Origin of the sequence: Oryzomicrobium terrae (assembly GCF_008274805.1) — a bacterium.
Taxonomy (GTDB): Bacteria; Pseudomonadota; Gammaproteobacteria; order Burkholderiales; family Rhodocyclaceae; genus Oryzomicrobium; species Oryzomicrobium terrae.
This window is the reverse complement of record NZ_CP022579.1, coordinates 1,231,761-1,245,933: the sequence shown is the minus strand read 5'-3', so window position 1 is coordinate 1,245,933 and position 14,173 is coordinate 1,231,761. Positions and strand designations below refer to the sequence as shown.

13 protein-coding genes are annotated in these 14,173 nt (G+C 64.9%); 6 read left to right on the top strand and 7 right to left on the bottom strand.

What is annotated here, in order from left to right; genetic code table 11:
• Window positions 1–10 precede the first annotated feature (10 nt).
• The 3 genes from OTERR_RS05695 (at window position 11) to OTERR_RS05685 (ending at window position 1,904) form a co-directional block, all read left to right on the top strand.
• On the top strand, window positions 11–457 hold the full coding sequence (locus OTERR_RS05695) for a hypothetical protein (protein WP_054622434.1): 447 nt from the start codon (window positions 11–13) through the stop codon (window positions 455–457).
• A gap of 6 nt (window positions 458–463) precedes the next feature.
• The gene (locus OTERR_RS05690) at window positions 464–1,264 is read left to right on the top strand and encodes a hypothetical protein (protein WP_054622433.1); all 801 of its coding nucleotides are present in this window, start codon (window positions 464–466) and stop codon (window positions 1,262–1,264) included.
• Between the two features lie 220 nt (window positions 1,265–1,484).
• Window positions 1,485–1,904 carry a CBS domain-containing protein gene (locus OTERR_RS05685; RefSeq protein WP_054622432.1) on the top strand — a complete coding sequence of 140 codons (420 nt, stop codon included), beginning with the start codon at window positions 1,485–1,487 and terminating at the stop codon, window positions 1,902–1,904.
• A gap of 123 nt (window positions 1,905–2,027) precedes the next feature.
• Here the strand turns inward: OTERR_RS05685 and OTERR_RS05680 are convergent, their stop codons facing one another.
• The 4 genes from OTERR_RS05680 to OTERR_RS05665 all read right to left on the bottom strand — a co-directional run bounded on the left by OTERR_RS05680 (window position 2,028) and on the right by OTERR_RS05665 (window position 4,558).
• On the bottom strand, window positions 2,028–2,441 hold the full coding sequence (locus OTERR_RS05680) for a GlcG/HbpS family heme-binding protein (RefSeq protein ID WP_054622431.1): 414 nt from the start codon (window positions 2,439–2,441) through the stop codon (window positions 2,028–2,030).
• A gap of 245 nt (window positions 2,442–2,686) precedes the next feature.
• Window positions 2,687–3,031: an ArsR/SmtB family transcription factor gene (locus tag OTERR_RS05675; RefSeq protein ID WP_082397313.1), complete on the bottom strand. Its 345-nt coding sequence runs from the start codon at window positions 3,029–3,031 to the stop codon at window positions 2,687–2,689.
• A gap of 1 nt (window position 3,032) precedes the next feature.
• Entirely contained in the window at window positions 3,033–3,971 is a 939-nt protein-coding gene (locus tag OTERR_RS05670) for a CysB family HTH-type transcriptional regulator (RefSeq protein WP_054622430.1), read from the bottom strand.
• Between the two features lie 182 nt (window positions 3,972–4,153).
• Complete coding sequence (locus OTERR_RS05665) at window positions 4,154–4,558, bottom strand: hypothetical protein (RefSeq protein ID WP_149425105.1); 405 nt, start codon at window positions 4,556–4,558, stop codon at window positions 4,154–4,156.
• A gap of 257 nt (window positions 4,559–4,815) precedes the next feature.
• Here OTERR_RS05665 and OTERR_RS05660 point away from each other — a divergent pair, with 257 nt between their 5' ends.
• From OTERR_RS05660 to OTERR_RS05650, 3 genes are all read left to right on the top strand, one after another.
• A complete protein-coding gene (locus OTERR_RS05660; RefSeq protein ID WP_246154354.1) occupies window positions 4,816–6,063 on the top strand; it encodes an efflux RND transporter periplasmic adaptor subunit in 1,248 nt (415 codons plus the stop codon).
• 12 nt (window positions 6,064–6,075) lie between these two features.
• Window positions 6,076–9,192 carry an efflux RND transporter permease subunit gene (locus OTERR_RS05655; RefSeq protein ID WP_149425104.1) on the top strand — a complete coding sequence of 1,039 codons (3,117 nt, stop codon included), beginning with the start codon at window positions 6,076–6,078 and terminating at the stop codon, window positions 9,190–9,192.
• Between the two features lie 69 nt (window positions 9,193–9,261).
• Window positions 9,262–10,440: a GGDEF domain-containing protein gene (locus tag OTERR_RS05650; RefSeq protein ID WP_149425103.1), complete on the top strand. Its 1,179-nt coding sequence runs from the start codon at window positions 9,262–9,264 to the stop codon at window positions 10,438–10,440.
• Window positions 10,441–10,482: 42 nt separating this feature from the next.
• On the opposite strand, the gene OTERR_RS05645 is transcribed toward OTERR_RS05650, so the two are convergent.
• The 3 genes from OTERR_RS05645 to OTERR_RS05635 all read right to left on the bottom strand — a co-directional run bounded on the left by OTERR_RS05645 (window position 10,483) and on the right by OTERR_RS05635 (window position 14,152).
• Window positions 10,483–11,052, bottom strand: a complete 570-nt coding sequence (locus OTERR_RS05645; RefSeq protein WP_054622425.1) for an NUDIX domain-containing protein — start codon at window positions 11,050–11,052, stop codon at window positions 10,483–10,485.
• Between the two features lie 132 nt (window positions 11,053–11,184).
• Window positions 11,185–12,657, bottom strand: a complete 1,473-nt coding sequence (gene nuoN, locus OTERR_RS05640) for an NADH-quinone oxidoreductase subunit NuoN (protein ID WP_054622424.1) — start codon at window positions 12,655–12,657, stop codon at window positions 11,185–11,187.
• Window positions 12,658–12,670: 13 nt separating this feature from the next.
• Entirely contained in the window at window positions 12,671–14,152 is a 1,482-nt protein-coding gene (locus tag OTERR_RS05635) for an NADH-quinone oxidoreductase subunit M (protein ID WP_054622423.1), read from the bottom strand.
• Window positions 14,153–14,173 lie beyond the last annotated feature (21 nt).

The window sequence follows — 14,173 nt, the reverse complement described above, 5'->3', positions numbered from 1 at the left end:
GAGAAATGCAATGAAAACGATGTCCCGAATCCTGACCCTCGGCGCCGTGCTGCTGGCCTGCAGCGCCAGCGCCTTCGCCGTGACCCTGATCAAAGAGGACGAGGCCCGCCTGCCGGCGGCGGCCGGGGGCCTCACCACCCGGGGCATCACCCGGGGGCCCGGGGTCAAGCTGCTGTCTCCCGACCCGGCGGCTGGCGCGGTCAAATCGCCGTTCGCCTTCAAGGTGGCTTTCGAGCCCCGGGGCGGCGCCAAGATCGACCCGGCCACGGTTTCCGTCACCTACCTGAAGGCCACCCCAGTGGATCTGTTGCCCCGGGTGAAACCCGGCCTGAGCGCCGGCGGCATCGATCTCAGTGGCGCCGAGGTGCCTCCCGGCGAGCACCAGATCCGGGTCACCGTCCAGGACAGCGAAGGGCGCCAGACCTCCACCGTGCTGCAGCTCAACGTGGCCAAGTAAGCGCCGATGAAGTGCCCCTACTGCACCTCGGAAATCGCCCGGGAGGCCCTGGTCTGCCCGGTCTGCCGCCGCGACCTGTTCCTCTTCAAACCCCTCCTGGCGCGCATCGCCGAGCTGGAAGCCCAACTGGCCGACCAGCCCGCAATCGCCGACTTGCAGGCGCGCCTGCGGGCGCTGGAAGGCCAGGGCGGCACGGCAGACGCAGCGCCGCTGGCGCCCTCCCCCGCCGCGCCGGCCACGATCGGTGCCGGCGACTGGCTGCGCTATTGGGGCATGCCCCTGCTGCTTCTGCTGGTGGCCCATGGCCTGATCGTGGTGCTGTTCGACCTGAACACCCTGTACCTGCGCCTGGTGTCCCTGCTCATCCCCCTGCCCTTCGGCTTTCTGCTCCTGCGCAACGCCCCCCGCTCCCTGGTCAAGGGCGCCCTGGCGGCCTTTGCCATGGCGGCCCTGGCGGTGCTGGGCATGAGCGGCGTGGTGGCCTACACCGATGGCGTCCCCTGGCTGCCCCAGGGCCGGGTCGAGTGGCGCGAATTCGCCGAGTACGCGGCCAGCGTCGGCTTCAGCTACCTCACCGGCATGCTGCTCGGACGCCTGCGGGCAAACCGGCCGGTGGTGCTGGCCGAGGCTGAACTGCAGGGCAACGGGCTGACCCTGGCCCTGGCCCGCCACCTGGTCAGCGGGCCGCCGAGCATCGAGAAGATCCAGGACAGCGTGCGCAAGATCAATGAGGTGAGCAGTTCACTGGTGGCCATCGGCACCACCGCCCTGTCGATCTACACCGGCCTCAAGGGCCTGCTCGGCTAAAACGCTGGGCGGCTCCGACTCCGCACCGGATCTGCGGGGGGAGCCCCTGCCTGCGCCGCTTATTCGGACGTTATCACCCGCCCCCACCCCCCCCGTTATTTCACCTTTCCCCACCTTTCCTCGCCGCCTTGCCCCTTTCATCCGAAAGGTCTTTCCCGGCCTGAAGGCCGCCCTATAGTGAAATGGGTTATCTACCAATTTCATCGGGAAGGGGGCAATCATGACCAACCGTTGCTTGGCGTACATCGTCAAGGATCAGGAGCCGCTCACGCTGGCGCCGGGGGAATCGGTTCAGCATGCCTGCAAGCGCATGTGGGAGCGCCGCGTCGGCGCGGTGCTGGTGGTTAAGAGCGGCAAGCTGGTGGGCATCTTTACCGGGCGGGATGCGGTGCGCGCCCTGGCCGAAGGGCGCGATCCGGCCGAAACCATCCTGGCGGCGGTGATGACCGCCGAGCCGGACACCATCGCTCCCGAGCGCACCGCGATCGATGCCTTGCGCATGATGAGCGACGGCGGCTACCGCCACCTGCCCATCGTCGCTGACGGCAAGGTGCTCGGCATCGTCTCCCGAGGCGACTTCAAGGGTCTGGAACTGGACCGCCTGGAAGACGAGACCTGCCTGTGGGAACGGATTTGCTGACGCGCTTCGGCACCTCATGCCGAACACGGCCGACCGGCCACCGGAGCCGGGGTTAAACGCTGCGCGCCGCCGCCCCAGGCGGGAGCGGCGGCGCGTGGGAGGCCTCGGCGCGGCGCTGACAGCTTACAGGCTGACCTGGGCACCGATGGCGGCAACGCCGGCCCGGGCCACTTGGGCATCTTCCGCCGCCTTGACGCCGGAGACACCGACGGCGCCGATGACGGTGCCGTTCACCACGATCATTTCGCCCCCTTCCAGGGGCATCACCGGCATGTTCAGGGCGGCGAAGCGGCCGCCGTTGATCATGTCCTCGAAGGCCTTGCTCGGCTTGCGCCCGATGGCGGCGGCGCGGGCCTTGCCGGGCGCCACCTCGCTGCTTACCGGCGCGGCGCCGTCGAGGCGCTGCAGCCACAGCAGGTGGCCGCCATCGTCGCAGATGGCGATGGTCACCGGCCAGTGGTGCTTGAGCGCTTCAGCCTCGGCGGCGGCGGCAATCTTCTTGACGTCGTCCAGGGTCAGGGCTTCGCGAGTTTTCATTTTTTTCTCCGGATGATGTTGGGGGTGCGGATGCTGCAGCACCTGCGAATTGAGGGCGGCACGGCGGGAAGGTTCATTCCGCCTGCCGCCTCCCTCGCCTTCGCGTCGGAGAAATAAAAACAGCCTGCCCGGAACCCCTCGTCAGCATTGGCTCTTCGGGCAGGCAAGCTGGAGATCGTTATGGGGCGCGGCATTCCAGGCATACCCTCTGGAAAACCGCGCCCCGCCTTGCTCTTGGGACAGCCTCAGGGGCAATAGACGTCGCGCATCAGTCCCATGAAGTCGAGCAGGCGCGTATCGCGGACGCCGTAGATGACCCGGTTGGCCTCCTTGCGCGAGGCCAGGATGCCCCGGTCGTAGAGCATCGCCAGGTGCTGGGAGATGTTCGGCTGGGAGGTATGGACACCGCACTGGCGCAGCGACGCCAGGATGTCCTGGACGCAGGCCTCGCCCTCGGCCAGGACGCAGACAATGGACAGCCGCAGCGGGTGGGCGATGGCCTGAAAGACCCGGGCGGTGCGCTCGATTTCGGCGTCGTTGAAGCCAGTGGCGCCCAGGGCGGGGGACGTATTTTGCAGAGCGCCCCCCATCTCAGGCCTCCGCCCCGGCGGGCTGCTTGAGGGCCGATTTGACTACCTCCTCGCCCAGGTCCGGCGACACCTTCTCGATGAAGGCATGGGCGTAGCTGCGCAGGTAGGCGCCGCGTCGCACCGCCAGCCGGGTGGTGTTGGCCGGGAACAGGCCGGGCACCGGGATCATCACCAGGTTGCGGTCCCGCTCGGCGTCGTAGGCCATGGAGGCGACGATGCCCACCCCCAGGTCCAGGCCCACGTAGGTCTTGATCACGTCGGCGTCGATGGCCGAGAGCACGATGTCCGGCACCACCCCGGCGGCGGCGAAGGCCTGGTCGATGTGGGCGCGGCCAGTGAAGCCTTCGTGGTAGGTGATGATCGGGTAGTCGCCCAGGGCCTCCAGGGTGATTTCCGGCAGATCCAGCAAGGGGTGGCCGTGGGGCACGATCACCGCGTGGCTCCAGGTGTAGCAGGGAAAGGTGACCAGTTCGGGAAACTTGTTCAGCCCTTCGGTGGCGATGCCGATGTCGGCCTCGCCGGCCACCAGCATCTCGGCGATTTCCCGGGGGCTGCCCTGGAGCAGGGTGAGGTGCACCTTGGGGTAGTCGGCCTTGAACCACTTGATGATCTGCGGCAGGGCGTAGCGGGCCTGGGTGTGGGTGGTGGCGACGACGAAGTGGCCGGTTTCGCGGCTGGCGAAGTGATCGGCGATGCGGCGCAGGTTCTGGGCGTCGATCAGCATCCGCTCCACTACCACCGCCAGTTCCTTGCCCGGCTCGGTCAGGCCGAGCAGGCGCTTGCCGCGGCGGACGAAGATCTCGACGCCGAGCTCGTCTTCCAGATCCTTGATGTGCTTGCTGACGCCGGGCTGGGAGGTGTACAGGGCGTTGGCCACCTCGGTCAGGTTGAAATCCTGGCGCAGGGTTTCACGGATGATGCGCAGTTGCTGAAAGTTCATCGCGCCTCCCCCGCGCCGGGTACGGGCCCGGTGGAAATACGTTGCAACATGACGGACTCCAATCCCATTAAAAGGTCATTGGCAAGGAGTCTAGGGAGGCTTGCTTATGAACTGAAATACTGAATACCTAAAAACAAATTCAATTTAGATATAAACGAATTTTCACTCTTCCTCCCTTCGTTTCAGGACTCGGCCGGACCGGTGCCGCCAGTCTCGCTGCCCGCCGACGGGGAACAGGGCAGCACCACGAAGCCCTGGGATTCGAGCAGGTGGATGGCCCGCTCGATGCGCTGGTTGCGTCGCACCCCATCGGCGCAGCGGGTCGGCAGGGGTTCCAGGTCATGGCCGTGATGGCGCAGCCAGGCCAAGACGTTGTCCAGCCCCTTGCGCCCCAGGCCCCGGGTCAATTGCAGACGGCGAAAGCCCAACGCGGCCACCTCGGCAGGGGTGAAGTCGGGCCGGTCGAGCAGCTTGCGCAGGGCGTTGCGTTGCAGGGTCGGTAGCACCGGCACGGCACTGCCGTCCTCGGTCGCCCGGGCAGCGCCGTGCCCTAAAAAGGCCGCATCGGCCGGATCGCTGGGGGTCATGGCGGAATGGGGGAATTTCACGAGGCAAAGTGTAGGCGGCGGCACCGATCCATCGAACGATGGTTTTTTGATAAGCATATGGGCGAAAAACCCGGCCAATGCCTTGAAAAAACGCCCGATTCCCAACCGATTCTTCCCCCCAAACCCGGCCCGTTCAGGGAAAATAAGGGTCTCGCGCCACCTTCGGGTGGCGCTGTCTTGTGGGGCAGCCCGCGACTGCCCCGGCTTTATCGACCCCTCTCAGACCGAATACCGGCATGAAAACAACAAAAGCATTGCGCGTAGGAACTGCCACGGCAGCCGTAGTGGCGGTGGCCGCCGTGGGCGTATGGGTCAGCCAGCGTCCGGATGCCGCCAAGAGCACGGCAGCCAAGCCGATGCCGCCGGTGCCCGTCACCGTGGCCACCGCCCAGATCCGCGACATGCCCCGCCGCCTCGAGGTGGTCGGCCGCGGCGAAGCCTTTGAAACCGTATCCCTGCGCGCCCGGGTCGATGGCCAGGTGCTGGCGGTGCCGTTTACCGAAGGACAGACGGTCAAGACCGGCGACCTGCTGGTGCGCCTCGACCCGGCCGACTACCAGGCCCGCCTGGCCCAGGCCGAGGCGGCCCAAGCCCGGGACCAGGCCCAGCTGGCCAAGGCCGAAGCCGATGTGGAACGCTATGTGGCGTTGAAGGCCAAGGGCTTTGTTTCGGAAGAAAAAGTGGCGGAGGTGCGCAGCACCGCCCAAGCTATGGCCGCCACGGTACGCGCCGACCGGGCAGCCGCCGAACTCGCCCGCCTGCAGCTGGCCTACACCGAGATCCGCGCCCCCTTCGGCGGTGTGGTCGGCGCCAAACTGGTGTTCCCCGGCGCCGGGGTGAAGACCAACGACACGGTGCTGGCGGTGGTCAACCGGGTGAAGCCCCTGTACGTCAGCTTTGCCGTGCCGGAAAGCCAGTTGCTGCGCGTCAAGGACGCCCTCGCCCACGGCCCCCTGGCGGTGGACATTTCCCTGCCCGGCCCGAACGCGCCGCACTTCGCCGGCCAGGCCCGCTTCATCGACAACGCAGTGGACAACACCACCGGCACGGTGCAGATGAAGGCCACCGTGAGCAATGACGAGAGCCGGCTGATGCCCGGCCAGTTCGTCAACGTCAGCCTGGTGCTGGGAACCGAAAAGAACGCGGTGGTGATCCCCAGCGAGGCGGTCCAGCAGGGGCCCAACGGCGCCTACGTTTTTGTCGTCGGCCCCAACGACACGGTGGAATTGCGCAAGCTGGCGGGCATCACCACCCAGGCGGGCCTGGCGGTGATCGGCCAGGGCCTGCAAGGCAACGAGACGGTGGTCACCGACGGCCAGCTGCGCCTGACCCCGGGGGCGCGCATCCAGGTCAAGCCGGCCGCCAAGCCCACGAATGCCGCAAACGGCATGGAGGCCGCGGAGGCCGCCCCAGTCGCAACGCCGGCGGTCGCCGGCGGCGGCGCCAAGGGCGAAGCGCCGGCCGTGCCCGCCACCGGCCGCTGAGGAGTCTTCACCGTGCAACTGCCCGAGCTTTGCATCCGCCGCCCGGTGATGACCACGCTGCTGATGGCAGCGCTGCTCGTCTTCGGCCTGCTGGCCTACCGCGCCCTGCCCGTTTCCGAACTGCCGAGCGTGGACTTCCCGACCATCTCGGTCACCGCCTCCCTGCCCGGGGCCTCGCCGGAAACCATGGCGGCCTCGGTGGCCACGCCCCTGGAGGCCCAGTTCTCGACCATCGCCGGCCTGGACTCGATGACGTCCACCAGCGCCCAGGGCTCCACCACCATCACCCTGCAGTTTTCCCTGGAGCGGGACATCGATGCCGCCGCCCAGGACGTGCAGTCGTCCATTGCCGCCGCGCAACGCAAGCTGCCGCCGGACATGCCGACGCCGCCCTCGTTCCGCAAGGTGAACCCGGCGGATTCGCCGATCTTCTACATCTCGATGCGCTCGCGCACCCTGCCCCTGCCGACGGTGAACGAGTATGCCGAGACCCTGCTCGCCCAGCGTCTGTCCACCCTGCCTGGGGTCGCCCAGGTGCAGGTCTATGGCTCCCAGAAGTTCGCCGTGCGCGTCCAGGCCGATCCGGACCAGCTGGCCGCCCGGGGCGTGGGCCTGGATGAGTTGCAGCAGGCCATCCGCGGCGGCAACGTCAAGCAGCCGGTCGGCTCCATCGACGGGGCCCAACAGAGCTTCGCCCTCAAGACCAACGGCCAGCTGGAAAACGCCAACGCCTACCGCCCCCTGATCGTGGCCTACCGCAACGGTGCGCCGGTGCGCCTGGAAGACGTGGCGACGCCGATCGACAGCGTCGAGAACGCCAAGATCGCCAGCTGGTTCTTCGACGGCTCCAGCCACCAGCGCTCGATCATGCTGGCCATCCAGCGCCAGCCCGGCGCCAACACCATCGCCACGGTGGACGCCATCAAGGCCACTCTGCCCGCCTTCCAGGCCAAGCTGCCGGCATCCATCGAGATGACCGTGCTGTTCGACCGCAGCGTATCGATCCGCGAGTCCATCGATGACGTGCAGTTCACCCTGGTGCTGGCCGGGGTGCTGGTGATCCTGGTGATCCTGCTCTTCTTGCGCAACCTCTCGGCCACGGTGATTCCTAGTCTGGCCCTGCCGATTTCGGTGATCGGCACCTTCGCGGTGATGCAGCTGCTCGGCTACAGCCTGGACAACCTGTCGCTGCTGGCCCTGACTCTGGCGGTGGGCTTCGTCGTGGATGACGCCATCGTCATGCTGGAGAACATCGTCCGCCACGTCGAAGCCGGCGAACGGCCCTTTCAGGCAGCGATCAAGGGGGCCCGGGAGATCGGCTTCACCATCATCTCGATGACCATCTCGTTGATCGCCGTGTTTATTCCGGTGCTGTTCATGGGCGGCATCGTCGGCCGGTTGCTGCATGAATTCGCCGTGACCATCTGTGCCGCAATCCTGGTATCGGGTTTCGTCTCCCTGACCCTGACGCCGATGCTGTGCAGCCGCTACCTGAAAGGCCATGCCCCCGGCGAAGCAACGCCGCATAACCGGGTCTACCAGGCGTTCGAGCGCTTTTTCGACGCCTTGCTGGCCGGTTACCGGGCGTCCCTGACCTGGGCCCTGGCCCGGCGCGGCTGGGTCATCGCCAGCTTCTTCCTGACCCTGGCCCTAACTGCCGGCCTGTTTGTGTCCATCCCCAAGGATTTTCTGCCGAGCAGCGATACCGGCCAGATCATCGCCTTCACCGAGGGCGGCCAGGACGCCTCGTTCCAGGCCATGGCCGAGCGCCAGCGGGCAGTAGCCGCCATTCTGGCCGAAGATCCCAACGTGGCGGTGTTCAACTCCACCGTGGGAGCAGGCGGAGCCCGTCCCACCACCAATACGGGCACCATCTTCATCCGTCTCAAGGACGCCCATGAGCGCCGCCTGAGCGCCGACGAGATCATCCAGGAACTGCGCCCAAAACTGGCGGTGGTGCCGGGCATCAAGGTCTATCTGCAGAACCCGCCGTCGATCCGCATCGGCGGCCAGGTGACATCGGCCCAGTACCAGTACACCCTGCAGGACACCGACCTGGGCGAGCTGTACCAGTGGACCGACACCCTGCTCGGCCGTATCCGCAAGCTGCCGGGCTTCATCGATGTCACCAGCAACCTCAACAACCAGAGCCCGGTCATGGCCCTGGACGTGGATCGGGACAAGCTGTCGTCCCTCGGACTGACCTTTGCCCAGGTTGAGGACGCCCTGCAGAGCGCCTTCTCGGCCCGCCAGGTGTCCACCATCTACGGCTCCACCAACCAGTACCAGGTGATCCTGGAGCTTTCCCCCCAGTTCCAGGCCGACCCCAACACCCTGTCGCGCCTCTACGTGCGCGCCGCCAGCGGCCGGCTGGTCCCCCTGGATACGGTGGCCCGGGTCACACGCAAGACCCAGGCACTGACGGTGAACCACCAGGCCCAGCTCCCCTCGGTGACCATTTCCTTCAACCTGTTGCCGGGCACCTCCCTGGGCGAGGCGGTGGACCGCATCAAGGCCCTGGAGGCTGAACTGCGTCCGCCGGTTTCCCTGACCACCAGCCTGCAGGGCACCGCTCAGGCCTTCCAGGCCTCCCTCCAGGGATTGGGCGTGCTGCTGCTGATCGCCGTGGTAGTGGTCTATATCGTCCTGGGGATTCTCTACGAGAGCTTCATCCACCCCCTGACCATCCTCTCCGGCTTGCCCTCGGCGGGCCTAGGAGCGCTGCTGACGCTGATGATCTTCAAGGTGGACCTGAGCCTCTATGCCTTCGTCGGCGTGATCATGCTGGTTGGCATCGTCAAGAAGAACGCCATCATGATGATCGACTTCGCCCTGGAGAAGCAGCGCCACGCCGGGCTGGCCGCTGCGGAGGCCATTTTCGAAGCCTGCCTGACCCGCTTCCGGCCGATCATGATGACCACCATGGCGGCCCTGGTGGGCACCCTGCCGATCGCCCTGGGCATCGGCGCCGGGGCCGAAGTGCGCCGCCCTCTGGGCCTGGCGGTGGTGGGCGGCCTGGTGTTGTCCCAATTCCTGACCCTGTACCTGACCCCGGTGGTTTACCTGTATCTGGATCGGTGGACGCGAAAAGAGTCTCAGGAGCTTGCGCCTGATCAAGCGCATGCTTGAGGAAGCCCCTAAAATCTCACTCTAACTCGCTGTAAATCCGAATTTTTTCAGAAAGTCCCGTTTGGCCTCATGAACCGTCTCGCCCACATCATCTGGCACCGTCTCACCGGGCTCATGCCCGGCGAGCTCGATGCCAACGAAGTCCTCTGGCTGATTTCGCCGCACCAGCAGTCCCCCTTGCTGGCACGGCGCCGGGCCATGGTCGTCGTGAACCGGGTGCGTCTGTTCGCCTTCCTGTTCGCCGTGCTCACCCCGCTGTGGAGCATCGTGGACTACGTGGTCTTTCCCTTCCCGCTGTGGTTCTTTCTCGCCGGGATGCGCCTAGTGGCGGCGGGAGCCTTCGCCGCCCTGGTGATCTGTTACAAGCCCTCCGGCAACCTGCTCAACGCCTATCGGGCGATGGCCTTGCTGTTCGCCATTCCCACGGTTTTCTACGTGGTGTCGCACCAGGTACTGACCTCCTTCGACCTGACCGGCATGTCGGCAGCCATCGGCGCCGGCTACGCCTTCCTGCCGTTTGTGCTGCTGGCCGGGCTGGCAATCTTTCCCCTGACCTTCCTGGAAAACCTGGCCTTCATCGCCCCGATGCTGCTTTCCCAGGTGCTGGCGCAGATCCTGTCCTGGGGGCAGCTCAACTGGCCCTCCTTCGCCGGCGCCTTCTGGTTGATGGCGCTGATCGCCGGGGTTGCCAACCTGGCGGGAATGAGCCAGCTCGCGTTCATGGTGGCCCTGGTACGCCAGGCCATCCGCGATCCGCTCACCGGCGTGCACTCACGGCGCAGCGCCGAAGAGATCCTGGAACTCTACGGCAGCGTGGCCAACCGGGCCGAGACGCCGCTGTCGGTGGCCTTCATCGACCTGGACAACTTCAAGAGCATCAACGACCGCTACGGCCACGACGAGGGTGACCGGGCGCTACGCCGCGCCTCGAAGGCGATCAACGAATCCCTGCGCAGCGGCGACATCCTCACCCGCTGGGGTGGTGAAGAGTTCCTCCTGATCATGCCCAATACCCGTCTACCCGATGCCCAGGCAGCCTTGGAGCGACTCACCGGCCAGGGTTTGGGGCGGCGCCCCGACGGTACCCTGCTGACGGCCAGCGTCGGCATTGCCGAACGCATCCACGACAAGGCGTCCCAGTGGGAGCAGCTGATCGAGATTGCCGACCGGCGCATGTACCTGGCGAAGCAGTCGGGGCGCAACCGCATCGTCGTCCACGATCTCGCCGCCGACGCTCCCCAGGACTGAGTGGGGAGGATTGCCCGCCCCCACGACCAGCGCGGGACAGGGCTACCAGCCGGCAGTCAGTGCCTTTTCTGCCCAAAAAAGTGCCGTGATCGTCTTGGCATCGGTGATTTCTCCCTGGCGCACGGCCTCCACGGCCTCTTCCAGACTCAACTCGAGCAGGTCGAGGAACTCTTCCTCATCAAGGCGCTGGCCGGTGTGGTGTTCCTCCAGACCTTCGGCAAGAAAGATTTCGATCCGCTCGTCGGCATAGCCGATACAGGGGTGCATCACCCCCAGGTGGCGCCAGCGGGCCGCGATGTAGCCCGTTTCCTCATGAAGCTCCCGCTCCGCCGTCAGGCGGATGTCCTCGCCCGCGTCAATCTTGCCCGCCGGTAATTCGAGGAACACCTTACCGACCGGGTAGCGGAACTGGCGTTCGAAGATCAGGCGGCCATTGGGCAATACGGGAATGATCACCACCGCACCGGGGTGGCGCACATACTCGCGTACGGCTTCGCCGCCATTGGGCAGACGGACGCGATCGCGGCGCACATGCAACAGCTTGCCAAGAAAAACCTGCTCGCTGTCTAGGGTGGTTTCGGTCAGGTGGGGATCGGACAATGGGGAAGACATAGGGGAGTGGATTCGGAAAAGTCGCACGGGCAGAGCTGCCATGATAAAACGCGCCACAAGCACAGCGCCCACCTGGATAACGAAAAAGGCTCCCGCAGGAGCCTTTTTCGTTAGTGCCGCACTATGCTTGCGTTACAGGGAACGCAGCAGGGCAAAGGCACACAACGACATCAGGGTCTGGGGGAAGATCCCCAGCAAAGCCACTGCCAGGCCATTGACCGACAGCAGCACGCGGATGTCGCCACCTGCCTCCAGCGGAGCGGTGTCGGCAGGCTCGTCGAAGTACATCACCTTGACGACGCGCAGGTAGTAGAAGGCGCCAATCAGGGAGAAGGCCACGGCGACGATGGCCAGCCAGTAGTAGCCGGCGGCAACCACGGCCTGCAGCACCGAGAACTTGGCGAAGAAGCCGACGAAGAACGGGATACCGGCCATCGAAAACATCACCATCAGCATCACGCCGGCGAACCAGGGGCTGCGCTTGTTGAGGCCCTTGAAGTCTTCCAGCTTCTCGGCCTCGAACCCGGCACGGGAGAGCAGGATGATCATGCCGAAGCCGCCCAGGCTCATCAGCACGTAGGAGACCACGTAGAACATGGCCGAGCTGTAGGCGTTGAGCGCGTAGCGGGCATCGCCGCCGACCACACCGGCCACCACGCCCAGCAGCATGAAGCCCATGTGCGAGATGGTGGAGTAAGCCAGCATGCGCTTGATGTTGGTCTGGGCAATAGCCGCCAGGTTACCGATGGCCATGGACAACACCGACATGATGATCAGCATCGTCTGCCAGTCCTGGGCCAGGGGCAGCAGGCCGTTGACCAGCAGGCGCATGGTCATGGCGAAGGCCGCCAGCTTCGGTGCGGAACCGATGAACAGGGTCACCGCGGTGGGCGCGCCTTGGTAGACATCGGGGATCCACATGTGGAACGGCACCACACCGAGTTTGAAGGCCAGGCCAGAGACCAGGAAGACCAAACCGAACACCAGCACGGTGGTATTGGCAGACTTCAGGTAGATGGCTTCGGCCACCCGGGTGATATCGAGGCTGCCGGTAGCGCCATAAATCATCGACATGCCGTAGAGCAGCACACCGGAAGCCAGGGCACCAAGGACGAAGTACTTCATCGCCGCCTCGGTGGACACTGCCGAATCCCGATTCAACGCCACCAGCGCATAGAGCGACAGGGACAGCATTTCCAGGCCCAGGTACAGGGTCAGGAAATGGTTGGACGAGATCATGATCATCATGCCCAGGGTGGCGAACAGCACGAGCACGTAGAACTCGCCACGCCCCAGGGGGCCGCGGGCCTGGATGTAGCCGCGGGAATAGAACAGCACCATGATCACGGTCAGGTACAGCATCAGCTTGAGCAGGCTGCCCATCAAGTCACCGACGAAGGTGCCGGTGAATGCGTAGGTGATTTCGCCGTCGGCGGTGAGGAAGGTCAGCAGCGCCGCCCCGAGCAGGGTTACCAAAGTCAGGGCAAACGTGGCGGTACGGGCCTGGCCCTTGACGAAAACGTCGGCCACCAGCACCACGCAAGCCATGGCCAGCATCCAGATCTCGGCGGCAGCCGGGACCAGGTCAGTCACGTTGAAATTCATCTTCTGAAGCCCCTTATTGGATCTTGCTTTCGGCCACGTGCTTGAGCAGGTCGGCCACCGAGGCGTGCATCACCTCGGTAAAGGGCAGCGGGTAGAGACCCATGCCCAGAACACACAGTGCCAGTACCCCGAGAATGAAGAATTCGCGGAGGTTGATATCGGTCAGTTCAGCCACGTGGGAGTTTGCCACGTCGCCGAAGACGACGCGCTTGTACATCCACAGGGTGTAAGCCGCACCGACGATCATAGTGGTGGCGGCGGCAAACCCAACCCAGAAATTCACTTTGACTGCCGCCAGGATCACCATGAACTCACCGACGAAACCGGAGGTGGCGGGGAGACCCGAGTTGGCCATGGCGAACAGCATGAAGAAAGCAGCGAACTTGGGCATGGTATTGACCACACCACCGTAGTCGGCGATCTGGCGGGAGTGCATGCGGTCGTAAAGGACACCGATACACAGGAACATGGCGCCGGAGACGAAACCGTGAGAGATCATCTGCACCAGGGCGCCTTCGATACCCATGGAATTGAAGAGGAAGAAGCCCAGGGTGACGAAGCCCATGTGTGAAATCGACGAGTAGGCCACCAGTTTCTTCATATCCTGCTGAACCAGGGCGACGAAACCGATGTAGATCACGGCGATCAGGGACAGCGCAATCATCACGCCGGTCAGTTCATGGGCGGCGTCCGGAGCGATCGGCAGAGAGAACCGCAGGAAACCGTAGGCGCCAAGCTTCAGAGCGATGGCCGCCAGCACCACGGAACCGCCAGTAGGGGCTTCGACGTGGGCATCGGGCAGCCAGGTATGCACCGGCCACATCGGCACCTTAACCGCGAAGGCCACCAAGAAAGCCAGGAACAACCAGATTTGCGTGGAGAGGCCCAGGGGCAGATCGTGCCAATCAAGGATCTCGAAGCTGCCACCGGACTGGACGAACAGATAGAGCAGCGCCAGCAGGAACAGCAGCGAGCCGAGCAGCGTATAGAGGAAGAACTTGATCGCCGCGTACACCCGGTTCGGGCCGCCCCAGACACCGATGATCAGGTACAGGGGAATCAGGGACGCTTCAAAGAAGACGTAGAACAGCACTCCGTCCAGAGAGGAGAAGATGCCGTTGAGCAAACCGGACATGATCAGGAAGGCGGCGTTGTACTGGGCGACCTTCTTCTCTACCACCTGCCAGCCGGCCAGCACCACCATCACGGTGATGAAGGCGTTGAGGATGACAAACAGCATGGAGATGCCGTCCACCCCCAGGTGGTAATTGATATTGAAGCGCGGAATCCAGGTTGCCAGTTCGACGAATTGCATGTCGGCGCTGGCACGGTCGAAACCGGTGAAAAGAGGCAGGGTTACCAGGAGGCCGAGGACGGCGCCGGCAAGAGACAGGGCCCGGGCAACGGGCGCGTTCTTGTCGGAACCGAACGCCAGTACCAAGAAACCGGCAAAAATCGGAACCCAGATGGCAAGGGAGAGCAGGTGGCCAGACATATTGTTCCCAGTCTTATTCGT

Coding starts and splice junctions, on each gene's coding strand:
- OTERR_RS05695 (WP_054622434.1), top strand. CDS start 11: ATGAAAACGATGTCCCGAATCCTGACCCTCGGCGCCGTGCTGCTGGCC.
- OTERR_RS05690 (WP_054622433.1), top strand. CDS start 464: ATGAAGTGCCCCTACTGCACCTCGGAAATCGCCCGGGAGGCCCTGGTC.
- OTERR_RS05685 (WP_054622432.1), top strand. CDS start 1,485: ATGACCAACCGTTGCTTGGCGTACATCGTCAAGGATCAGGAGCCGCTC.
- OTERR_RS05680 (WP_054622431.1), bottom strand. CDS start 2,441: ATGAAAACTCGCGAAGCCCTGACCCTGGACGACGTCAAGAAGATTGCC.
- OTERR_RS05675 (WP_082397313.1), bottom strand. CDS start 3,031: ATGGGGGGCGCTCTGCAAAATACGTCCCCCGCCCTGGGCGCCACTGGC.
- OTERR_RS05670 (WP_054622430.1), bottom strand. CDS start 3,971: ATGAACTTTCAGCAACTGCGCATCATCCGTGAAACCCTGCGCCAGGAT.
- OTERR_RS05665 (WP_149425105.1), bottom strand. CDS start 4,558: ATGACCCCCAGCGATCCGGCCGATGCGGCCTTTTTAGGGCACGGCGCT.
- OTERR_RS05660 (WP_246154354.1), top strand. CDS start 4,816: ATGAAAACAACAAAAGCATTGCGCGTAGGAACTGCCACGGCAGCCGTA.
- OTERR_RS05650 (WP_149425103.1), top strand. CDS start 9,262: ATGAACCGTCTCGCCCACATCATCTGGCACCGTCTCACCGGGCTCATG.
- OTERR_RS05645 (WP_054622425.1), bottom strand. CDS start 11,052: ATGTCTTCCCCATTGTCCGATCCCCACCTGACCGAAACCACCCTAGAC.
- nuoN (WP_054622424.1), bottom strand. CDS start 12,657: ATGAATTTCAACGTGACTGACCTGGTCCCGGCTGCCGCCGAGATCTGG.
- OTERR_RS05635 (WP_054622423.1), bottom strand. CDS start 14,152: ATGTCTGGCCACCTGCTCTCCCTTGCCATCTGGGTTCCGATTTTTGCC.